The organism is Pseudomonas sp. H26/SER47-MNA-CIBAN-0231 (assembly GCF_040310465.1).
GTDB classification, from domain to species: Bacteria; Pseudomonadota; Gammaproteobacteria; order Pseudomonadales; family Pseudomonadaceae; genus Aquipseudomonas; species Aquipseudomonas atacamensis.
In genome coordinates this window covers 77,243-99,344 of record NZ_JBEOPW010000015.1, presented here as the reverse complement: position 1 = coordinate 99,344, position 22,102 = coordinate 77,243, and the positions used below count along the sequence as shown (strand labels likewise).

Below are 22,102 nucleotides of genomic sequence, written 5' to 3'. Positions count from 1 at the left end.
AGCAGGCTCGCTCCCACAGGGAAATGCATTTCCATTGTGGGAGCGAGCCTGCTCGCGAAGGCGATTAGCGCGCCAACTCATTCATCCGCTGGAGCACCGCATTCAGGCCATTGCTGCGCGAAGGCGACAACTGCCGCGACAGTCCCAGCTGATTGAACCACTCCGGCAGATCCAGCTGCTGCAACTCTGCCGCCGACAAGCCGTTGACCCGCAACAGCAGCAACGCCACCAACCCGCGAATCATCCGCGCATCGCTGCTTGCCTTGAACTGCCAGTGCCCGTCGCGCAAATCCCCGACCAGCCACACCTGACTCTCACAGCCATGCACCCGGTTGGCCTCGCACTTTTGCGCGTCATCCAGCACCGGCAAGCGATCGCCGAACTGCATCAGCAGCCGCGCCCGCTGTTCCCAGCCCGCCGCAGTCTGAAACGTCTGCAGCGCTTCGGCCGCTTCCACCGGCAGGCTCATCGCAACATCTCCAGGGCCTGATCCAGCGCCTCGAAAAAGCGCTCCAGATCTTCCGAGTCGTTATACAGCGCCAGCGACACGCGGATCGCGCCGGCCAGTTCGAAGCTTTTCATCAGCGGCATGGCGCAGTGATGCCCCGCACGCACGGCGATGCCTTGTTCGGTAAGCAGATGCGCCAGATCAGCGTTGTGCACGCCTTCGACGACAAAACTGGCCAGCGCCAGTTGCGGCTTGCCCAGCAGGCGAATGCCATTGCGGGCGGCGAGGCCGCGCAACAGGTAGTCGTGCAGCGCCGCTTCATGGGCAGATACGGCGTCCTGATCCAAACCGGCCAAGTAGTCGAGGGTCGCTCCGAGGCCGATGACACTGGCGATCGGCGGTGTGCCTGCCTCGAACCCCAACGGCGCCGGGCGGAAGCGCGAATCCTGATAGTTGGCGTCGAGCACCATCTCGCCGCCGAACTGCCATGGCTGCAATTGCTCCAGCGCCGCGTTGCGCCCGAACAGCACGCCGAGGCCATCGGGGCCGTAGAGTTTGTGGCTGGAAAACACATAGAAGTCGCAACCCAGCGCCTGCACATCATGCCGGCCGTGCACCACACCTTGCGCGCCATCGACTACCGTCAGCGCGTTCTGCGCCTTGGCCATGCCGAGCAAAGCGGTCAGCGGTTGCCAGGCACCAAGGACGTTGGACAGCTGACTGACTGCCAGCAAACGCGTGCGCGGGCCGATCAGATGCACGGCAGCGGCGAGGTCGATCAGGCCGTCGACATCCAGCGGCAAGATCACCAGTTTCAGGTTGCGACGTTGCGCCAGTTGCTGCCACGGCAGCAGGTTGGCGTGATGCTCCAGAGCGCTGATGACGATCTCATCGCCCGGCTGAAACAGAGGCTCCAGACCATAAGCCAGCAGATTCAGCGCGCTGGTGGCGCCGTGGGTGAAGATGATTTGCCCGCTGTCACCGGCATGCAGCCATTGGCCAACCTTGCGCCGACTGTCTTCGAACGCTTGCGTCGCGTGGGCACCGGGCAGGTGTTGCGCACGATGCACATTGGCCGCGCCGTTGGCGTAGTAATGCGTCAGTGCGTCGAGCAGGGCCTGGGGTTTTTGCGTAGTGGCGGCGCTGTCCAGATAGGTCTGGTCTTGCCGTTGCAGGGCGGCGATAGCCGGGAAATCGGCGCGCCAGGGGGAGGGGATCATCATGGGTTCAGCCCTGTGAAATTGGGCGGGGTGTACGCCAAACCTTGTGGGAGCGAACCTGCTCGCGAAAGCGTCATTGAGGACGCCAGAAGTTTCGCGAGCAGACTCGCTCCCACAGGCCTACAGCGCTTAGTTGTGAGCGTGCAGCGCTTCGTTCAGTTCGATCGCCGATTTGTGGGTCTTGCATTCCACAGCACCGGTTTCCGAGTTGCGACGGAACAGCAGATCAGTCTGACCGGCCAGCTCGCGCGCCTTCACAACCTTGACCAGATTGTTGTGCTCGTCCAGCAGCGCAACCTTGGTGCCAGCGGTGACGTACAGGCCCGATTCCACAGTGTTGCGGTCGCCCAGCGGAATGCCGATACCGGCGTTGGCGCCGATCAGGCAGCCTTCGCCGACCTTGATCACGATGTTGCCACCGCCCGACAGGGTGCCCATGGTCGAGCAACCGCCGCCCAGGTCCGAACCCTTGCCGACGAAGACGCCAGCGGAAACGCGGCCTTCGATCATGCCCGGGCCTTCGGTGCCGGCGTTGAAGTTGATGAAACCTTCGTGCATGACGGTGGTGCCTTCGCCGACATAGGCGCCCAGACGCAGACGTGCAGCATCAGCGATACGCACGCCGGCCGGTACCACGTAGTCGGTCATTTTCGGGAACTTGTCCACCGAGAACACTTCCAGCAGCTCGCCGCGCAGGCGCGCTTCGAGTTGCATTTCCGCCAGTTCGCTCAGGTCGATCGCGCCCTGGCTGGTCCACGCCACGTTCGGCAGCAGCGGGAAGATACCGGCCAGGCTCACGCCGTGCGGCTTGACCAGACGGTGCGAGAGCAGATGCAGCTTGAGGTAGGCCTCAGGCGTGGAGGTCAGTTGCGCGTCTTCGGCCAGCAGCGTGGCGACCAGCGGCTTGTGGCTTTCGGCCAGGCGGGTCAGCAGCTTGCCTTGCACGGCGTCTATGCCTTTCACGGCTTCAGCCAGTTGCGCGGCCTGGGCGGTGGTGAAGGTGATGGCCTGGTTGCCTTCGCTGTAACCGAGGATCGGCGCAACAGCCGCGACCAGTTCGGCCGAAGGGTTGAGCAGTGGCTGTGCGTAGAACACTTCCAGCCATGCGCCTTGACGGTTCTGGGTGCCGACACCAAAGGCGATGCTGAACAGGGAATTGGACATGTGAATACCTCTACAAAGAGTGACGGGCTGCTTACTTCAGAGCGGCCGCGTAGATATCTGGCTTGAAGCCAATCAGGGTTCGGTCACCGAGATCGAGCACCGGGCGCTTGATCATCGAGGGTTGTGCGAGCATCAGTTCGATGGCTTTCGCCTGGTCGAGATCGGCTTTGCGTTCGTCGTCGAGTTTGCGAAAGGTCGTGCCGGCGCGGTTCAGCACGGTTTGCCAGCCGTGCTCGTTGCACCACTGGGTCAGGTGCTCACGGTCAATGCCGGCGGTCTTGTAATCGTGAAAGTCATAACTGACAGCGTGTTCATCGAGCCAGGTGCGCGCCTTTTTCATGGTGTCGCAGGCTTTGATGCCGAAAAGGTGCAACGTTTTACTTGAAACGGCCAAGGAATCGCCCCCTTTACAGGTGCTGGAAAAAAATGGTGACGGATTATGCCATGACCGGACGGTTTCGTCGGCCACGGTTGTCGTAACGCTGTAAAACCTGTGGGAGCGAGCTTGCTCGCGAAGGGGGCCTTTCAGTCAATTTCTGTGCTGAATGACACACCGCATTCGCGAGCAAGCTCGCTCCCACATTTAGTCCGGCGTCTGGCCGTGCGACATAGGTGCAACGGTCAGCCACAGCCTAAGGCGCTAATATGGCAGTTCAACGCTGTCGATCGCCTGAGATTCTGGTTTTATGCAAACTGCTTACACCGTCCTCATCCTGCTGATGCTGGTCAGCGTCTCGCGACTGGTCGGGCGGGTTATCCCGCTGCCATTGCCGCTGGTGCAAATCGCCGCCGGTGCCTTGCTCGCCTGGCCGACCCTGGGGCTGCACGTCGCCCTCGACCCGGAATTGTTCCTGTTTCTGTTCCTGCCGCCGCTGCTGTTTTCCGATGGCTGGCGCATGCCCAAACGCGCCTTCTGGCAATTGCGTGGACCGATCCTGACCCTGGCCGTCGGTCTTGTTCTGTTTACCGTGGTCGGCGCCGGTTATTTCATTCATTGGCTATTGCCAACGATTCCGTTGCCGGTGGCCTTTGCCCTGGCAGCGGTTTTGTCGCCAACGGATGCCGTGGCGGTTTCAGCGATTTCGCAGAACCGACTCCCGACGCCGCTGATGCACATCCTTCAGGGCGAGGCGCTGATGAATGACGCCTCAGGCCTGGTGACCTTCAAGTTCGCCCTCGCTGCAGCGGTCACGGGGGTGTTTTCGCTGACCAATGCCAGTCTGACCTTCGTCGCGGTGGCGCTCGGTGGCCTGGCTGTGGGTGTGGCGTTGAGCTGGCTGGTCGGACGCCTGCGCGCGTGGATGATCGCCCGGGGCTGGGACGATCCGGCCACTCACGTGGTGTTCATGTTGCTGCTGCCGTTCGCCGCTTATGTACTGGCCGAACGTCTGGGCGCTTCAGGGATTCTCTCGGCGGTGGCAGCGGGGATGATGCAGAGCTGGCTCGATCTGTTGCCACGCCAGACCAGCACGCGATTGCTTAATCGCAGCGTTTGGGCGCTGCTCGAATTTGCGTTCAATGGCTTGATCTTCCTGCTGCTTGGCCTGCAATTGCCAGACATCATCAAGGCGGTGGTCAGCCATGAGCCGACGCTGTGGCCGACGCTGTTCTATCGCTGCCTCGATGTGTTGGCGATCTTCGTCGCGCTGGTGCTGCTGCGGTTCATCTGGGTGCAGAGCATCTGGCGCTTGTCGGTGTTGCTGCGCCGACTGCGCGGCAAGGGCGAGCTGACGCAAGTGCCGACGGCGCGTTCATGCTGGTTGCTGACGGTGGGCGGTGTGCGCGGGGCGGTGACGCTGGCGGGCGTGATGTCGGTGCCGATGCTGATCGGCGCCGAGGCTTTTCCTGAACGCGACTTGCTGATCTTCATTGCTGCCGGGGTGATTCTGCTGTCGCTGGTCTCGGCCTGTATCGCGCTGCCCTTGCTGCTGCGCGGCATCGACAAAAGTCCCGACGACAAGCGTCGTCAGGAAGTGCGCGACGCCTGGCGCAAGACAGCCGAAGCGGCGATTCACTCGCTGGAAAGCGAAGAGGTGGTCCCACAGGATGCCGCTCAAGCGGCGCTGGCAGCAGAGCTCAAGGCGCGGATCATGTCCGAATATCGCCATCAACTTGATGTGTTCAATGATTCCGCCGAAGCCCAAGCGCTGGCATTCCAGATGGATCTGCTTGAGCGTCGCCTGCGTTTGAAAGCGCTGCGCGCGCAACGTCTGGAACTCTACAGCCTCAGTCGTCAGCACCAGATCGGTGATGACGTGTTGCGAGAAGTGCTCGGGGAACTGGATTTGAGCGAGGCCAATCTGGGGCAGGTCAAATAGCCGGTTGAGCGCTTGTAGCAGGGGACTGCCGCAAGCGCTCCGCAATCACTTCTGGCGGGTGATGAAGTCGCGAATCCGTTCGGCGGCTTCGACGCATTCCGCCAGCGGCGCAACCAGTGCCATACGCACACGCCCGGCGCCAGGATTGACGCCATCGACATCGCGAGACAGGTACGAGCCCGGCACCACGGTCACATGCTCCTGCTCGAACAGATCACGGCAGAACGCCGCATCATCGCCCTGCACATTCGGCCACAGGTAGAAGCTGCCATCCGGGCGCTGTACGTCCAGCACCGGGCTGAGGATGTTCAGCACCGCATCGAACTTCTCGCGATACAGCGCGCGGTTGGCGCGCACATGCACTTCGTCATTCCACGCGGCAACGCTGGCCAGTTGAGTCTGCACTGGCATCGCACAGCCGTGGTAAGTGCGATAGAGCAAGAAGCCTTTGAGGATGTCGGCATCACCGGCAACGAAGCCTGAACGCAGGCCCGGCAGGTTGGAGCGCTTGGACAGACTGTGGAAGACCACGCAGCGCTTGAAGTCATTGCGGCCCAGTTCGACGCAGGCGCTGAGCAGGCCCGGCGGCGGAGTCTGTTCGTCGAAGTACAGTTCGCTGTAGCACTCGTCGGCGGCAATGACGAAGTCGTACTGATCAGCCAAGGCGATCAGCTTCTTCAGGGTCTCAACCGGAATCAGCGCGCCGGTCGGGTTGCCCGGCGAGCACAGGAACAGAATCTGGCAACGCTGCCAGATATCCGGTGCTACCGCGTCGAAGTCCGGGTTGAAGCCGTTTTCATCCAGGCATGGCAGGTAATGCGGCTTGGCCCCGGCGAGGAACGCGGCGCCTTCGTAGATCTGATAGAACGGGTTCGGGCTGACCACCAGCGCATCGTCGCCACGGTTGACCACGGTCTGGGTGAAGGCGAACAGCGCTTCACGGGTGCCGTTGACCGGTAGCACATTGCGCGCCGGATCGATCCAGCCGTTCGGCACGCCAAAGCGACGCTCGCACCAGCCGGCGATGGCTTCGCGCAGGGCCGGGATGCCGAGGGTGGTCGGGTACACCGCCATCTGATCCAGATTGTTCGCCAGCGCTTCGGCGACAAAACTCGGCGAACGGTGTTTCGGCTCGCCGATCGACAGGGCGATCGGGCGTTTGTCCGGGTTCGGCGTAACACTGCCGAGCAGGGCGCGGAGCTTTTCGAACGGGTACGGCTGGAGCTGGTTCAGAGCGTTGTTCATGGGGGCCTCTTTTAAATGCTCAAGAGCTTTCTGTGGCGAGGGGCTTTATCCCCGTTGGGCTGCGCAGCGGCCGCAAAACCATTCACTGCGGTTCAACTGAATGTCCGCATACACAGGTTTTACGACTGCTTCGCAGCCGAACGGGGATAAATCCCCTCGCCACAGGGGATTGTATGTACCGGAGGAAGGCATGGGCTGCATTCACACGGATAAACGGGTGATTCAGATACTGATCCGCGAAAGTTTGATATCCGGTTCCTGATTGACGCTCAGCTGTTCGACGATCGCATCCTGCAGACGGCTGCACAGCAGCGGATCGGACAGCGGCTGGTTGTGCGCGTCGGTGATGAAGAACACGTCTTCCACGCGCTCGCCCAGGGTCGCAATCTTGGCGTTCTGCAGCGACAGGTCGAACTCGAGGAAAATCCCCCCGACCCGCGCCAGCAGGCCCGGCCGGTCGGGCGCGGTCAGCTCCAGCACGGTCACTGGACGCTGGGCGTCGTTGTGAATGGTGACCTGCGGGGCGAAGGCGAAGTGTTTGAGCTGACGCGGCACCCGGCGCTGAATGATCGTCGGGTAGTCGTCCGGGTTGCGCAGGGCTTCGGTCAGGCCTTCGCGGATCTGCTTGATCCGCGCCGGGTTGTCGCCGATCGATTCGCCTTCGTTGTCGAGCACGATGTAGGTGTCGAGGGTGAACTGGCTGCTCGAGGTGATGACCCGGGCATCGTGAATGTTCAGGTTGAGCTGGTCCATCGCCGCCACGGTCACGGCGAAGAAATCATGCTGGTCCGGTGCATAAATGAAGATCTGCGTGCCGCCTTCAAACTCGCGCTGGGTGGTTTCCTTGATCAGCACCAGCGGCCCGCCATCCACCGGTTGCTGCAGGATCGCATCGCTGTGCCAGGCGACATCGCCGGCGGTGTGGCGCAGGAAATAGTCATCGCCCAATTGCGCCCACAGCTGCTCGACGTCGTCCGGATCGGTGCCGCCGCGCACCAGAATGTCCAGCGCCGCGCTTTGCGTCTGACGGATCTGTTCTTCGCGGTCCACCGGATTTTCCAGACCCCGGCGCAGGGCGCGCTTGGTTTCGGTGTAGAGCTGGCGCAACAGGCTGGCGCGCCATGAATTCCACAGCGTCGGGTTGGTCGCGTTGATATCGGCCACGGTCAGCACGTAGAGGTAGTCGAGGCGCGTTTCGTCGCCGACCGCTTGAGCGAAATCGTGGATCACCTGCGGGTCGGACAGATCCTTGCGCTGCGCAGTGGTGGACATCACCAGGTGGTTCTGCACCAGCCAGACGATCAGGCGGCTGTCCCACACCGGCAACTGGTGACGCTGGCAGAACGCCTCGGCATCGACCGCGCCGATCTCCGAGTGATCGCCATGCCGGCCCTTGCCGATGTCGTGGTACAGGCCGGCCATGTAGATCAGCTCAGGTTTGGGCAGCTTGGCCATGAGCTTGGCGGCCAGCGGAAATTTCTCCGAGACCTGGGTGTACTGCAGTTTGCGCAGGTGCTTGATCAGATTCAGCGTGTGCGCATCGACGGTATAGATGTGGAACAGGTCGTGCTGCATCTGCCCGACGATAAAACCGAACTCCGGCAGATAGCGCCCGAGAATGCCGTAACGGTTCATCCGCCGCAGATTGCGGTGGATGCCGATCTTGCACTTGAACAGCTCGATGAACAGGCTGGTGTTGCGGATATCGTTACGGAAGTTGTCATCGATCAGATGACGATGTTCGCGCAGCAGACGAATGGTGTCGGCGCGCACGCCTTTGATTTCCGGCTGCTGGGCCATCAGCACGAAAATTTCCAGCATGGCGAACGGCGTGCGGCGGAACACATTGTCATTGCGCGCCTCGATGTAGCCGTCATGCAGCTGGAAGCGTGAATTGATCGGTTGCGGCGGCGCCTCGTCTTCCGGAGCGAGGATGACTTCCTCGAAGTGCTGGATGATCAGATCGCTCAGTTGGGCGATGCTCATCACGGTGCGGAAGTACTGCTGCATGAAGTTTTCGACCGCCTGTTTGGCGTCGTCTCCTTCAAAGCCGAGCAGGCCGGCAATGGTGCGCTGATGATCGAACAACAAGCGGTCTTCCGAGCGACCGGCGAGCATGTGCAGCGCGTAGCGCACTTTCCAGAGGAATTCCTGGGAGGAGGCGAGCAGGGCGTTTTCGCTTTCGACCAGAAAGCCTTCGCCAGCGAGGGCGCGCAGGTTCAGGGTGCCGTACTGACGGCGGGCGACCCAGAGGATCGTCTGAATATCGCGCAGGCCACCGGGCGAGCCTTTAACGTTCGGTTCGAGGTTGTACTCGGTGTCGTTGTATTTGTGGTGACGTGCTTTCTGTTCCGCACGCTTGGCCAGGAAGAACTCCTTGGCCGGCCACATGTGCGCGGTGCTGGTCACTTCGATCATGCGCTGACGCAGACGCTCGGGGCCGCAGATGGTGCGGCTTTCCATCAGGTTGGTGACCACAGTCAGGTCGGCGCGGGCCTCTTCTGCGCATTCGTCGACCGAGCGCACGCTCTGGCCGACCTCTAGACCGATGTCCCACAGCAGCGTCAGAAAACGCTCGATGGAATCGCGGAAAACTTCGTGGTCGGCACTATCGAGCAGGATCAGCAGATCAATGTCGGAATACGGGTGCAACTCGCCGCGACCGTAGCCGCCCACTGCCACCAGAGCGATGTCGGCGTCTTCGCTCCAGTTGAACTGCTCCCAGGCCTTTTGCAGGATGTTGTCGACAAACCAGGCGCGGTCCTCGATCAGCCGGCGGATGTCGCGGCCATTGCGAAAACGCGTGTCGAGGACCTCGCGGGCCTGGCGGATCGCCTTCTTGAACGCCGCGATGGGACTCGCTTTGAGGGCCAGTTCAGCCTGGAACTGGCCGCGGTCGAAGAGTTCGGGATCCACCTGCGGCATCGATTGGCTTTCCTTCTATAGGCTGGGAGCGTTCTGGGTGTCAGGCCGAGATACGCGGGATGGTGTCATCGCTGCGCAAAGTGAAAATCTCGTAGCCGGTGTCGGTGACCAGCAGGGTGTGTTCCCACTGGGCCGAGAGCTTGCGGTCTTTGGTGATCGCGGTCCAGCCGTCGCCGAGAACCTTGGTGTCGGCCTTGCCCTGGTTGATCATCGGCTCGATGGTGAAGGTCATGCCTGCCTTCAGTTCCATGCCAGTGCCGGCGCGACCGTAGTGCAGGATCTGCGGCTCTTCGTGGAAGACCTTGCCGATGCCGTGGCCGCAGAACTCGCGCACCACCGAGAAACCGTTCTTTTCCGCGTGCTTCTGGATCACTTCACCGATGTCGCCGAGGCGGCAGCCAGGTTTGACGATCTCGATGGCCTTGTACATGCATTCCTGGGTGACCTGCGACAGGCGCTCGGCCCAGACCGGTACCTCGCCGACGTGGAACATGCGGCTGGTATCGCCGTGGTAGCCGTCTTTGATCACCGTGACGTCGATGTTCAGGGTGTCGCCGTTTTTCAGCGGTTTGTCGTTCGGAATGCCGTGGCAGACCACATGGTTGATCGAAGTGCAAATCGACTTCGGGTAGCCCTTGTAGTTGAGCGGGGCAGGGATGGCCTGCTGCACGTTGACGATGTAGTCATGGCAGATCTGGTTGAGCTGATCAGTGGTCACGCCCGGTTTGACATGTTCGGCAATCATTTCCAGCACATCGGCGGCCAGTTTGCCGGCGACACGCATGCCAGCGATGTCCTCGGGGGTTTTGAGGTTGACGGTCATACAGGCTCTCTCTGCGCTCGGCGGCGCTTACGGATACGAATTGGGTGGCAGGTGTATTTTTGCGACCCTGAAAAACGCGATTCTAACAGACGAGAGGCGCAAATCCGCGCCTGCATGTCTGGCTTGTGTCTATACAATGGTGCCCATCGAGCCGATTCCAAGGGGGCTGCGCCCATGTCCTTGGTGCGAATAAAGATTCCGGGTTCCGTTTCTGCGCACCCTGTGGTATAAAATGCGCCGCTTTCCGGGGATGCCCCGAAAAGCTTAAATCCACACACGTGTCGACACGATGACCTGGGTGCCTTGGGCTTTATGCCTCTGGTTGGTCATTGGGATACGTGGAGGCCAAACCCGACTTATCAAGGAACTATCATGTCCCAAGTCAACATGCGCGATATGCTGAAGGCCGGTGTGCACTTCGGTCACCAAACCCGTTACTGGAATCCGAAAATGGGCAAGTACATTTTCGGCGCGCGTAACAAGATTCACATCATCAACCTTGAAAAAACCCTGCCAATGTTCAACGAAGCTCTGACTTTCGTAGAGCGTCTGGCCCAGGGCAAAAACAAGATTCTGTTCGTCGGCACTAAGCGTTCCGCTGGCAAGATCGTTGCTGAAGAAGCAGCACGTTGCGGTTCGCCGTACGTCGATCACCGCTGGTTGGGCGGCATGCTGACCAACTTCAAGACCATTCGTGCTTCCATCAAGCGTCTGCGTGACCTTGAAGTTCAAGCCGAAGACGGTACTTTCGCCAAGCTGACCAAGAAAGAAGCGCTGATGCGCTCCCGTGATCTTGAGAAGCTGGATCGTTCGCTGGGCGGCATCAAGGACATGGGCGGTCTGCCAGACGCACTGTTCGTGATCGACGTTGACCACGAGCGCATCGCGATCACCGAAGCCAACAAGCTGGGCATCCCGGTCATCGGCGTTGTCGATACCAACAGCAGCCCGGAAGGCGTTGACTACATCATCCCAGGCAACGATGACGCCATCCGCGCTATCCAGCTGTACATGGGTTCGATGGCTGACGCAGTTATCCGTGGTCGCAACAATGTTGCTGGCGGTACTGTTGAATTCGCAGCTGAAGAAACTCAGGCTGCAGCTGAGTAATCGACGCCCCTGGCGTTGACTCAGTAAGCAAAAAGGGGGCTTGGCCCCCTTTTTGCCACCTCGAAAACCATTTGTCGGCGCCCACGTCTGTATTTGTCATGTGCGGCAGCCAACATGGGTGGTTCGGGAAGAATTGAACGCCCGTTCGATCGGGTGGAATGGTTGAAAACCTATCCAAGAGGAATTTGAAAATGGCAGCAATTACTGCAGCGTTGGTCAAAGAACTGCGCGAGCGTACCGGCGAAGGCATGATGGATTGCAAGAAAGCCCTGGAAAAGGCTGACGGCGACATCGAAAAAGCCATTGATGACATGCGTGCTTCGGGCGCCATCAAGGCTGCGAAAAAAGCTGGCAACGTTGCCGCTGAAGGCGCAATCGCCATCAAATCGAATGACAAGGCAGCCGTGCTGCTGGAAGTCAACTCGCAGACCGACTTCCTGGCCCTGCAAGACGACTTCAAGAACTTCGTTGCTGCCAGCGTAGAAAAAGCTTTCGACGAAAAACTGACCGACGCAGCTCCGCTGATCGCCGCTCAGGAATCGGCTCGTGAAGCGCTGGTTGCCAAAGTCGGCGAGAACGTCAACATCCGTCGTCTGGTACGCGTAGAAGGTGACGTTGTCGGCACCTACCTGCACGGTAACAAGATCGGTGTTGCTGTTGTCCTGAAAGGCGGTGACGTCGAGCTGGCCAAAGACATCGCAATGCACGTTGCTGCAAGCAACCCTGAGTTCCTGCTGCCTTCGCAAGTCTCCGACGAAGCGATCGAGCGTGAGAAAGCTGTGTTCCTGCAGCTGAACGAAGAAAAGATCAAAGGCAAGCCAGAAAACATTGTTGAGAACATGGTCAAGGGCCGTATCAGCAAGTTCCTGGCAGAAGCGAGCCTGGTCGAGCAGGCGTTCGTCAAGAACCCTGAAGTCAAGGTTGGCGAACTGGCCAAGAAAGCCGGTGCTGAAATCGTTTCCTTCACCTACTTCAAAGTAGGCGAAGGCATCGAGAAGCCGGTCGACAACTTCGCTGAAGAAGTTGCTGCCCAGCTGGCTGCCGCCAAGCAATAAGACGGTTTTCAACTGTCGCCCGAAAGAGGCTGCCCGCTAACGCGCGCAGCCTCTTTTCAGATGGGGTACCAATTTTTTATTGGTTTCCACCCGGAACTGACTTACAAAGCCATGTTCCGATGGCGCTGCAGCAGCGCCAAGCTAGAGTGAACGCCAGCTGTAAACAGCTCGCAAAGAATTTTAAATACGCCGCAGGAGAGATTCGCAATGGCTCAGCAGGGCAGTGGTTATCAGGCTCGCTATAAACGCATTCTACTCAAGCTTAGCGGCGAGGCCCTGATGGGCTCGGAAGAGTTCGGGATCGATCCGAAGGTTCTGGATCGCATGGCGCTGGAAGTCGGCCAACTGGTCGGCATCGGCGTGCAGGTCGGTCTGGTGATCGGCGGTGGCAACCTGTTCCGTGGCGAAGCCCTGAGCAAGGCCGGTATGGATCGGGTCACGGGCGACCACATGGGCATGCTGGCCACTGTGATGAACGCCCTGGCCATGCGCGATGCGCTGGAACGTGCCAATATCTCGGCCATCGTCATGTCGGCCATTTCCATGGTCGGTGTGACCGATCACTACGATCGCCGCAAAGCCATGCGTCACCTGAACTCCAAGGATGTCGTGATCTTCGCGGCCGGTACCGGCAATCCGTTCTTCACCACGGATTCGGCAGCCTGCCTGCGTGCAATCGAAATCGACGCTGACGTTGTGCTCAAGGCCACCAAGGTTGATGGCGTGTACACCGCAGACCCGTTCAAAGACCCGCATGCCGAGAAGTTCGATCATCTGACTTATGATGAAGTACTGGATCGCAAGCTGGGTGTAATGGATCTGACTGCTATCTGCCTGTGCCGCGATCACAAGATGCCGCTGCGCGTATTCAACATGAACAAGCCCGGCGCCCTGCTGAACATCGTGCACGGCGGCGCTGAAGGAACCCTGATCGAGGAAGTTCAACAATGATCAACGAAATCAAGAAAGACGCCCAAGAGCGTATGCAGAAGTCGGTTGAGTCCCTGGCTCACAACTTCGGCCGTATCCGCACCGGCCAGGCGCACCCAAGCATCCTGGAAGGCGTGATGGTGCCGTATTACGGCGCTGACACCCCGATCAAGCAAGTCGCCAACATCACTGTCAAAGACGCCCGTACCCTGCAGGTTGTCGCGTTTGAGCGCAACATGCTCGGTGCTGTCGACAAAGCGATCGGCAGTGCAGGTCTGAACTTGAACCCGACCAACCTGGGTGAGCTGTTGCTGATCAGCATGCCGGCGCTGACCGAAGAAACCCGTCGCGGCTTCACCAAACAGGCGCGTGATGTGGCTGAAGATGCTCGTGTTGCCGTGCGCAACATTCGTCGCGATGCCAACAGCTCGCTGAAGGATCTGGTTAAAGAGAAAGAAATCAGCGAAGACGAAGAGCGTCGCGCTGCTGGCGAAATCGACGATCTGACCAAGAAGTACGTGGCTCAAATCGACGCGAACCTGGCGCAAAAAGAAAAAGACCTGATGGCCGTATAAGGGTCGAGCTTTAAATGGACAAGACCAAGCAGACTGCGCCGTCCGCGGTGCCGCGCCATGTCGCGATCATCATGGATGGCAATAATCGCTGGGCGAAAAAACGCTTTATGCCGGGTGTCGCCGGGCATAAAGCGGGCGTGGATGCTGTGCGGGCGGTGATCGAGGTGTGCGCTGAGGCCAAGGTCGAAGTCCTGACCCTGTTCGCCTTCTCCAGTGAAAACTGGCAGCGCCCGGCCGATGAGGTCAGTGCCTTGATGGATTTGTTCTTCAAGGCGCTGCGTCGTGAGGCCAAGCGTCTCAACGACAACAACATCAGCCTGCGCATCATTGGCGATCGCTCGCGCTTCCACCCTGAGCTTCAGGCGGCGATGCGCGAGGCCGAGGCCATGACGGTCGGTGCCAACCGCTTTGTCCTGCAGATCGCCGCCAATTATGGCGGTCAGTGGGATATCGCTCAGGCCGCGCAGCGTCTGGCGCGTGAAGTCCAGGCCGGGCACTTGCGCCCGGAGGACATCACTCCGGATCTGCTGCAGACCTGCCTGGCTACCGGCGATCTGCCGTTGCCTGACCTGTGCATCCGCACCGGTGGCGAGCATCGCATCAGCAACTTCCTGCTGTGGCAGCTGGCCTACGCCGAGCTGTACTTCTCCGACCTGTTCTGGCCGGACTTCAAACACGACGCCATGCGCACCGCGCTGGCCGATTTCGCTTCACGCCAGCGTCGCTTCGGTAAAACGAGCGAGCAGGTCGAAGCTGGAGCCCGGGTTTAATGCTTAAACAACGAATCATCACTGCACTGATCCTGCTGCCGATTGCCTTGTGCGGGTTTTTCCTGCTCAAAGGTGCCGGCTTCGCGCTGTTCATTGGCCTGGTGGTGAGCCTCGGTGCCTGGGAATGGGCGCGTCTGGCCGGCTTCACCGCACAGTCGTTCCGCGTCGGCTTTGCCGCTGTGGTCGCCTTGATGTTGTTTGTCATGTATGTGCTGCCAGGCCTTGCGCCTTGGGTGCTCGGTGCATCGGTGATCTGGTGGGCGATTGCGACTTATCTGGTGCTGACGTATCCACGCTCCAGCGCGCACTGGTCCACGGCGGCAACCAAGCTGCTGATCGGCCTGCTGATCCTGCTGCCTGCGTGGCAGGGTCTGGTGCAGATCAAGCAGTACCCGCTGGGTAACTGGTTGATCATGGCGGTGATGGTGTTGGTCTGGGGCGCGGACATCGGCGCTTATTTCTCCGGACGCAAGTTCGGCAAGCGCAAGCTGGCGCCGCAGGTCAGTCCGGGCAAGAGCTGGGAAGGTGTTTACGGTGGTCTGGCGCTGAGTCTGGTGATTACCGCGATCGTCGGGCTGGTGCGCGACTGGACCGTGGCCGAGCTGCTCAAAGGCCTGGTCGGCGCGGCAGTGATCGTCTTCATTTCCGTGGTCGGTGACCTTACCGAAAGCATGTTCAAGCGCCAGTCCGGCATCAAGGACAGCAGTAATCTGCTGCCCGGGCATGGTGGCGTGCTGGATCGCATCGACAGCCTGACCGCAGCCATTCCGGTGTTCGCCGTATTGCTCTGGATGGCCGCACCGTGAGTCGTCCCCAGCAGATTACCGTGTTGGGTGCGACCGGTTCGATCGGTCTGAGCACCCTGGATGTGATTGCGCGTCATCCTGAGCGTTATCAGGTTTTTGCATTGAGTGGTTTCACACGCCTCAGTGAGTTGTTCGCCTTGTGCGTGCGTCATGTGCCGCAGTTTGCCGTGGTGCCTGAAGGTGCTGCGGCGCGTGGGTTGCAGGATGACTTGCGTGCAGCCGGTTTGCCGACTCGTGTGCTGGTAGGCGAGGAGGGCCTGTGTCAGGTTGCCTCCGCGCCTGAAGTCGACGCGGTCATGGCGGCCATTGTCGGTGCGGCGGGTTTGCGTCCGACACTGGCGGCGGTCGAGTCGGGCAAAAAGATTCTGCTGGCCAATAAAGAAGCGCTGGTGATGTCCGGCGCTCTGTTCATGCAGGCGGTGCGCAAAAGCGGCTCGGTGCTGCTGCCGATCGACAGTGAGCACAACGCGATTTTTCAGTGCATGCCAGCGGATTTCGCCCGCGGCTTGAGCTCGGTGGGTGTGCGGCGGATCTTGCTGACGGCCTCTGGCGGTCCTTTCCGGCAGACGCCGATGTCCGAGCTGGCGCATGTTTCGCCGGAACAGGCTTGCGCGCATCCGAACTGGTCCATGGGGCGCAAGATCTCCGTGGATTCGGCAAGCATGATGAACAAGGGTCTGGAACTGATCGAAGCCTGCTGGTTGTTCGATGCCAAACCGACTCAGGTCGAAGTGGTGATTCATCCGCAAAGCGTGATCCACTCTCTGGTCGATTACGTCGATGGCTCGGTCCTGGCGCAGTTGGGTAATCCGGACATGCGCACACCGATCGCCAACGCCCTGGCCTGGCCGGAGCGTATCGATTCCGGCGTACCGCCACTGGATCTGTTCGCCATTGCGCGACTGGATTTTGAGGCGCCCGATGAAAGCCGCTTCCCCTGCCTGCGTTTGGCCCGTCAGGCGGCCGAGGCTGGCGACAGCGCGCCGGCGATGCTCAACGCGGCCAATGAAGTGGCCGTGGCAGCGTTTCTCGACGGACGGGTTCGCTACCTGGAAATCGCGAGTATCATCGAGGAAGTCTTGAATCTGGAGCCGGTAGTGGCGCTGCACGACCTCGACGCCGTATTTACGGCGGACGCGAAAGCGCGATTGCTGGCCGAGCAATGGTTGAGTCGGCACGGCCGATAGTTTTTGCAACACAACGGCGACACGCGACACTGAACAGGATTGCGGAGAAAGTAGATGAGCGCGCTCTATATGATTGCCGGCACCCTGATCGCCCTGGGTGTACTGGTCACCTTTCACGAATTCGGCCACTTCTGGGTCGCGCGTCGCTGTGGCGTCAAGGTTCTGCGGTTTTCCGTGGGCTTTGGCATGCCGTTGCTGCGCTGGCATGACAAGCAAGGCACTGAATTCGTGGTCGCCGCGATTCCCTTGGGCGGCTACGTCAAGATGCTCGACGAGCGCGAAGGCGAAGTGCCGGTCGATCAACTCGATCAGTCGTTCAATCGCAAATCGGTACGTCAGCGTATCGCCATTGTTGCCGCTGGCCCGATTGCTAACTTCCTGCTGGCGTTAGTCTTCTTTTGGGTCTTGGCGATGCTCGGCAGCGAGCAGGTGCGTCCGGTCATCGGCGCAGTCGAGTCTGGCAGCATTGCCGCCAAGGCAGGTCTGAACGCTGGCCAGGAGATTGTATCGATCGATGGCGAGCCGACCTCGGGTTGGGCGGCGGTCAATCTGCAACTGGTGCGTCGTCTCGGTGAGAGCGGTGCGATTCAGTTGCTGGTGCGCGAGCAGGGTTCGACGGCAGAATCGCCGCGCACGCTGGCACTGGATAACTGGCTAAAAGGCGCCGACGAGCCGGATCCGATCCGCTCTTTGGGCATTCGTCCATGGCGTCCGGCGTTGCCGCCGGTGCTTGCCGAACTGGATCCGAAAGGCCCGGCTCAGGCAGCGGGGCTGAAAACCGGCGATCGATTGCTGGCGCTTGATGGCCAGCCGCTCGATGATTGGCAGCAAGTGGTCGATACCGTTCGTACGCGTCCTGATACCAAAATCATGCTGCGCATCGAGCGCGACAATGCTCAAATCGACGTCCCTGTGACCCTGGCGGCACGCGGTGAAAGCAAAGCGCCAAGCGGTTATCTGGGCGCTGGCGTCAAAGCCATCGACTGGCCACCGGAAATGATCCGCGAAGTCAGCTATGGCCCGCTGGCCGCGATTGGCGAGGGTGCCCGTCGCACTTGGACCATGAGCATTCTGACGCTGGATTCACTGAAGAAAATGCTGTTCGGCGAGCTCTCGGTAAAAAACTTGAGTGGACCGATAACCATTGCTAAAGTGGCGGGCGCTTCTGCCCAGTCGGGCGTCGCTGATTTCCTGAATTTCCTTGCTTATCTGAGTATTAGCCTGGGCGTTCTGAATTTGCTGCCCATTCCTGTACTGGATGGGGGGCATTTGTTGTTTTATCTGATCGAGTGGGTGCGTGGTCGCCCCTTGTCGGATCGGGTGCAAGGTTGGGGGATACAGATCGGTATCAGTTTGGTGGTCGGGGTGATGTTGCTTGCTCTGGTCAACGATCTGGGTCGACTGTAACGCTTCGCTGAATTGCGAATCTGCCGCATTTTGCGGCAGTTTGTTTATTGCCAGTTGGAATAAGAAAGGACTTCATGAAACGTCTGCTGCTAACTGCGGTTCTCACCGTATTGATGATCGCCGAAGTTCACGCCGAGTCCTTCACTATCTCTGATATTCGCGTCAATGGCCTCCAGCGGGTCTCCGCGGGTAGCGTCTTTGGTGCCTTGCCGTTGAACGTCGGCGAGCAGGCGGATGATCGTCGCCTGGTGGAATCCACTCGTGCGTTGTTCAAAACCGGTTTCTTTCAAGATATCCAGCTGGGCCGCGAAGGCAACGTTCTGGTCATCACCGTGGTCGAACGTCCTTCGGTCGCCAGTATCGAAATCGAAGGCAACAAGGCGATCTCTACTGAAGACCTGATGAAGGGCCTCAAGCAATCCGGTCTGGCCGAAGGCGAAATCTTCCAGCGCGCCACCCTCGAGGGTGTGCGTAACGAACTGCAACGTCAGTACGTCGCCCAGGGTCGCTACTCGGCAACCGTTGACACCGAAGTGGTTTCGCAGCCGCGTAACCGCGTGGGTCTGAAGGTGAAGATCAACGAAGGTACCGTTGCCGCCATTCAGCACATCAACGTGGTAGGCAATACGGTTTTCCCTGAGGAAGACCTGACCGACCTGTTCGAACTGAAAACCACCAACTGGCTGTCGTTCTTCAAGAACGATGACAAATATGCCCGCGAAAAACTTTCCGGTGACCTGGAGCGTCTGCGTTCCTACTATCTGGATCGCGGCTATATCAACATGGACATCGCTTCGACCCAGGTCTCGATTACCCCGGACAAGAAGCACGTCTACATTACTGTCAACGTCACCGAAGGCGAGAAGTACACCGTTCGTGACGTCAAGCTCAGCGGTGACCTGAAAGTCCCTGAAGACCAGATCAAGTCGCTGTTGCTCGTGCAGAAGGGGCAGGTGTTTTCGCGCAAGCTGATGACCACCACCTCCGAGCTGATCACCCGTCGTCTGGGTAACGAGGGCTACACCTTCGCCAACGTCAACGGCGTGCCTCAGCCGCACGATGATGACCACACTGTGGACATCCTCTTCGCTGTCGATCCGGGCAAGCGTGCCTACGTCAACCGCATCAATTTCCGTGGCAACACCAAGTCCGAGGACGAAGTGCTGCGTCGTGAAATGCGTCAGATGGAAGGTGGCTGGGCTTCGACCTACCTGATTGACCAGTCCAAGACCCGTCTAGAGCGCCTGGGCTTCTTCAAGGAAGTCAACGTTGAAACCCCGGCCGTGCCAGGTGTCGACGACCAGGTCGATGTGAACTACGCCGTTGAAGAACAGGCTTCCGGTTCGATCACCGCCAGCGTCGGTTTCGCGCAGAGCGCCGGTTTGATCCTCGGTGGTTCGATCACCCAGAACAACTTCCTCGGTACCGGTAACCGCGTCAGCATCGGCCTGACCCGCAGCGAATACCAGAGCCGCTACAACTTCGGCTACGTTGACCCCTACTGGACCGCTGATGGCGTGAGCCTGGGTTACAACGCGTTCTATCGCACCACCGACTACGATGAACTCGATGCTGATATTTCCAGCTATGCGGTAGACAGCCTCGGTGCGGGCGTAAACGTCGGCTACCCGATCAGTGAGACTTCGCGTCTGACCTTCGGTCTGTCTGCCCAGCAGGACAAGATCAACACCGGTCGCTATACCGTTGACGAGATTTTCGATTTCGTCGAGAAGGAAGGCGACAACTACCTGAACTTCAAGGCCTCGGCCGGTTGGTCCGAGTCGACCCTGAACAAAGGCGTGTTGCCGACCCGTGGTCGTTCCCAGAGCCTGACCCTGGAAACCACCATTCCTGGCAGCGACCTGTCGTTCTTCAAACTTGACTACCGTGGTCAGCTGTTCCAGCCGATCACCGAAAACTACACACTGCGCCTGCACTCCGAACTCGGTTATGGCGATGGTTACGGTTCGACCGATGGTCTGCCGTTCTATGAAAACTACTATGCCGGTGGTTTCAACTCGGTTCGTGGCTTCAAGGACAGCACCCTCGGCCCGCGCAGTACGCCGAGCCGTGGTAACAACCCTGGCACTATCGCCGACCCGGACCAGGATCCGCTGCCGTTCGGTGGTAACGTCCTGATCCAGGGCGGTGTAGAAGTTCTGTTCCCGCTGCCATTCGTCAAGGATCAGCGGTCCCTGCGTACTTCGGTCTTCTGGGATGTCGGTAACGTGTTTGACTCGCAGTGCAAGGACACTACGAACGCCAATGGTTCGTCGTCCAACACCAAGTGCAACGACATCAGCCTGAGCAACATGGCCAGTTCCGTAGGTGTCGGCGTGACCTGGGTCACCGCACTGGGTCCTTTGAGCTTTGCGCTGGCGATGCCGGTCAAGAAACCGGATGACGCTGAAACTCAAGTGTTCCAATTCTCCCTCGGCCAGACGTTCTAAGCGTCTGACCCAAGACAACGACAATGGATTTTGTAGGAGTGCATCGTGCGTAAGTTGACTCAATTGGTTCTCCTGGCCTCCGTACTGGTGGCAGGCCCGGCGTTCGCCGACATGAAAATTGCCGTGCTGAACTATCAGATGGCACTGCTGGAATCCGACGCGGCGAAGAAGTACGCCGTGGATGCCGAGAAGAAGTTCGGTCCGCAACTGACCAAGCTGAAAACCCTGGAAAGCAGCGCCAAAGGCATTCAGGACCGTCTGATGGCGGGTGGCGACAAAATGCAGCAGGGCGAGCGTGAGCGTCTGGAGCTGGAATTCAAGCAAAAGGCCCGCGACTTCCAGTTCCAGTCCAAGGAGCTGAACGAAGCCAAGGCCGTTGCTGACCGTGAAATGCTCAAGCAGCTGAAGCCGAAGCTGGACAGCGCTGTGGAAGAAGTCATCAAGAAGGGTGGTTTTGATCTGGTGTTCGAGCGTGGCGCAGTCATCGATGTCAAACCTCAGTACGACATCACGCGCCAGGTTATCGAGCGCATGAATCAGCTGAAGTAACCCATGACCGTGACTATCAGGCTCGGCCAGTTGGCCGAGCACCTCGGCGCCACCCTGCGTGGCGACCCCGAGACGCAAATTACTGGGCTAGCCACTTTGCAAGAGGCTGGCCCAGCTCAGTTGAGCTTTCTGGCAAATCCCCAATACCGCAAATACCTGGCCGGTTCTCAAGCAGCTGCACTGCTGCTCAAGGAAGCCGACGCCGAAGGTTTCGCAGGTAATGCCTTGGTGGTGCCGGACCCTTACCTGGCCTATGCACGCATCTCGCATCTGTTCGATCCAAAGCCAAAAGCGGCTGGCGGGATTCATCCGACAGCGGTGATCGCGGCGGACGCGGTGGTTGACCCGAGTGCCAGCATCGGTCCGTTCGTGGTGATCGAAGCCGGTGCGCGAATCGCTGCAGAGGTGACGCTGGGCGCGCATTGCGTAGTCGGCGCGCGCAGCGAAATCGGTGAAGGCGGCTGGCTCGCTCCGCGCGTTACGCTGTATCACGATGTGCGCATCGGCAAGCGTGTGGTTATTCAGTCCGGCGCAGTGATCGGCGGTGAGGGCTTCGGCTTCGCCAACGAAAAAGGCGTCTGGCAGAAAATCGCCCAGATCGGTGGCGTGACCATCGGCGACGATGTCGAGATCGGCGTGAACACCGCCATCGACCGCGGCGCTCTGGCCGATACCGTGATTGGCAATGGCGTGAAGCTCGACAACCAGATTCAGATCGCGCACAACGTCCAGGTCGGTGATCACACCGCCATGGCCGCGTGCGTCGGCATTTCCGGCAGCACCAAAATCGGCAAGCACTGCATGCTCGCCGGCGGTGTTGGTCTGGTCGGCCACATTGACATTTGCGACAACGTTTTCCTGACCGGGATGACCATGGTGACCCACTCGATTACCGAGCCGGGCGCCTATTCTTCCGGCACAGCCATGCAACCGGCGGCCGAATGGCGCAAAAGCGCGGCCCGCATCCGTCAGCTCGATGACATCGCGCGACGGTTGAAACAGCTGGAAAAGCGCGTTGGGGAAGTGACCCCTGACGGCAATGCTTCATCTGATGGCTGATACCATTTCCATATCAAGTGTGCACAGCCTCTGGACTGCCTCCTTGATTTGCTAGAGGAGT

At 59.7% G+C, this 22,102-nt stretch carries 19 protein-coding genes; 12 read left to right on the top strand and 7 right to left on the bottom strand.

Annotated elements, in window-relative coordinates:
• Positions 1-64 precede the first annotated feature (64 nt).
• The 4 genes from AAEZ10_RS20805 to AAEZ10_RS20790 all read right to left on the bottom strand — a co-directional run bounded on the left by AAEZ10_RS20805 (position 65) and on the right by AAEZ10_RS20790 (position 3,226).
• Complete coding sequence (locus AAEZ10_RS20805; RefSeq protein ID WP_323167475.1) at positions 65-469, bottom strand: SufE family protein; 405 nt, start codon at positions 467-469, stop codon at positions 65-67.
• Complete coding sequence (locus AAEZ10_RS20800; protein WP_350570791.1) at positions 466-1,671, bottom strand: aminotransferase class V-fold PLP-dependent enzyme; 1,206 nt, start codon at positions 1,669-1,671, stop codon at positions 466-468. Before AAEZ10_RS20800 ends, AAEZ10_RS20805 begins: the two co-directional genes overlap by 4 nt.
• Positions 1,672-1,797: 126 nt before the next feature.
• Complete coding sequence (gene dapD / locus AAEZ10_RS20795) at positions 1,798-2,832, bottom strand: 2,3,4,5-tetrahydropyridine-2,6-dicarboxylate N-succinyltransferase (RefSeq protein WP_073476070.1); 1,035 nt, start codon at positions 2,830-2,832, stop codon at positions 1,798-1,800.
• A gap of 31 nt (positions 2,833-2,863) precedes the next feature.
• Entirely contained in the window at positions 2,864-3,226 is a 363-nt protein-coding gene (locus tag AAEZ10_RS20790) for an ArsC family reductase (protein ID WP_350570788.1), read from the bottom strand.
• 292 nt (positions 3,227-3,518) lie between these two features.
• Between AAEZ10_RS20790 and AAEZ10_RS20780 the strand changes: the two genes are divergently transcribed.
• Entirely contained in the window at positions 3,519-5,150 is a 1,632-nt protein-coding gene (locus AAEZ10_RS20780) for a Na+/H+ antiporter (protein ID WP_016771480.1), read from the top strand.
• 45 nt (positions 5,151-5,195) lie between these two features.
• Here the strand turns inward: AAEZ10_RS20780 and dapC are convergent, their stop codons facing one another.
• The 3 genes from dapC to map form a co-directional block, all read right to left on the bottom strand.
• Entirely contained in the window at positions 5,196-6,395 is a 1,200-nt protein-coding gene (dapC, locus tag AAEZ10_RS20775) for a succinyldiaminopimelate transaminase (RefSeq protein ID WP_122603285.1), read from the bottom strand.
• Positions 6,396-6,617: 222 nt separating this feature from the next.
• Positions 6,618-9,320, bottom strand: coding sequence for a [protein-PII] uridylyltransferase (locus tag AAEZ10_RS20770; RefSeq protein ID WP_042606977.1), 2,703 nt, complete (start codon positions 9,318-9,320; stop codon positions 6,618-6,620).
• 40 nt (positions 9,321-9,360) lie between these two features.
• A complete protein-coding gene (gene map, locus AAEZ10_RS20765; protein WP_024011828.1) occupies positions 9,361-10,143 on the bottom strand; it encodes a type I methionyl aminopeptidase in 783 nt (260 codons plus the stop codon).
• Positions 10,144-10,515: 372 nt separating this feature from the next.
• On the opposite strand from map, the gene rpsB reads away from it, so the two are divergent.
• The 11 genes from rpsB (at position 10,516) to lpxD (ending at position 22,041) form a co-directional block, all read left to right on the top strand.
• On the top strand, positions 10,516-11,253 hold the full coding sequence (gene rpsB, locus AAEZ10_RS20760) for a 30S ribosomal protein S2 (RefSeq protein ID WP_003222119.1): 738 nt from the start codon (positions 10,516-10,518) through the stop codon (positions 11,251-11,253).
• A 191-nt stretch (positions 11,254-11,444) separates the two neighbouring features.
• Complete coding sequence (gene tsf, locus AAEZ10_RS20755) at positions 11,445-12,308, top strand: translation elongation factor Ts (protein WP_016771476.1); 864 nt, start codon at positions 11,445-11,447, stop codon at positions 12,306-12,308.
• A gap of 207 nt (positions 12,309-12,515) precedes the next feature.
• Complete coding sequence (gene pyrH, locus AAEZ10_RS20750; protein WP_011332683.1) at positions 12,516-13,259, top strand: UMP kinase; 744 nt, start codon at positions 12,516-12,518, stop codon at positions 13,257-13,259.
• A complete protein-coding gene (gene frr / locus AAEZ10_RS20745; protein ID WP_130899905.1) occupies positions 13,256-13,813 on the top strand; it encodes a ribosome recycling factor in 558 nt (185 codons plus the stop codon). Before pyrH ends, frr begins: the two co-directional genes overlap by 4 nt.
• 14 nt (positions 13,814-13,827) lie before the next feature.
• Positions 13,828-14,583, top strand: coding sequence for a polyprenyl diphosphate synthase (gene uppS / locus AAEZ10_RS20740; RefSeq protein WP_016771475.1), 756 nt, complete (start codon positions 13,828-13,830; stop codon positions 14,581-14,583).
• Positions 14,583-15,389, top strand: a complete 807-nt coding sequence (locus AAEZ10_RS20735; protein WP_073476058.1) for a phosphatidate cytidylyltransferase — start codon at positions 14,583-14,585, stop codon at positions 15,387-15,389. Before uppS ends, AAEZ10_RS20735 begins: the two co-directional genes overlap by 1 nt.
• On the top strand, positions 15,386-16,576 hold the full coding sequence (ispC, locus tag AAEZ10_RS20730; protein ID WP_350570783.1) for a 1-deoxy-D-xylulose-5-phosphate reductoisomerase: 1,191 nt from the start codon (positions 15,386-15,388) through the stop codon (positions 16,574-16,576). The genes AAEZ10_RS20735 and ispC overlap by 4 nt, the downstream gene beginning before the upstream one ends.
• Before the next feature lie 54 nt (positions 16,577-16,630).
• On the top strand, positions 16,631-17,983 hold the full coding sequence (gene rseP / locus AAEZ10_RS20725; RefSeq protein WP_110600137.1) for a sigma E protease regulator RseP: 1,353 nt from the start codon (positions 16,631-16,633) through the stop codon (positions 17,981-17,983).
• A 74-nt stretch (positions 17,984-18,057) separates the two neighbouring features.
• The gene (gene bamA / locus AAEZ10_RS20720) at positions 18,058-20,433 is read left to right on the top strand and encodes an outer membrane protein assembly factor BamA (protein ID WP_073476050.1); all 2,376 of its coding nucleotides are present in this window, start codon (positions 18,058-18,060) and stop codon (positions 20,431-20,433) included.
• Positions 20,434-20,478: 45 nt separating this feature from the next.
• Complete coding sequence (locus AAEZ10_RS20715; protein ID WP_003222140.1) at positions 20,479-20,982, top strand: OmpH/Skp family outer membrane protein; 504 nt, start codon at positions 20,479-20,481, stop codon at positions 20,980-20,982.
• A 3-nt stretch (positions 20,983-20,985) separates the two neighbouring features.
• Entirely contained in the window at positions 20,986-22,041 is a 1,056-nt protein-coding gene (lpxD, locus tag AAEZ10_RS20710) for a UDP-3-O-(3-hydroxymyristoyl)glucosamine N-acyltransferase (protein WP_256810352.1), read from the top strand.
• Positions 22,042-22,102 lie beyond the last annotated feature (61 nt).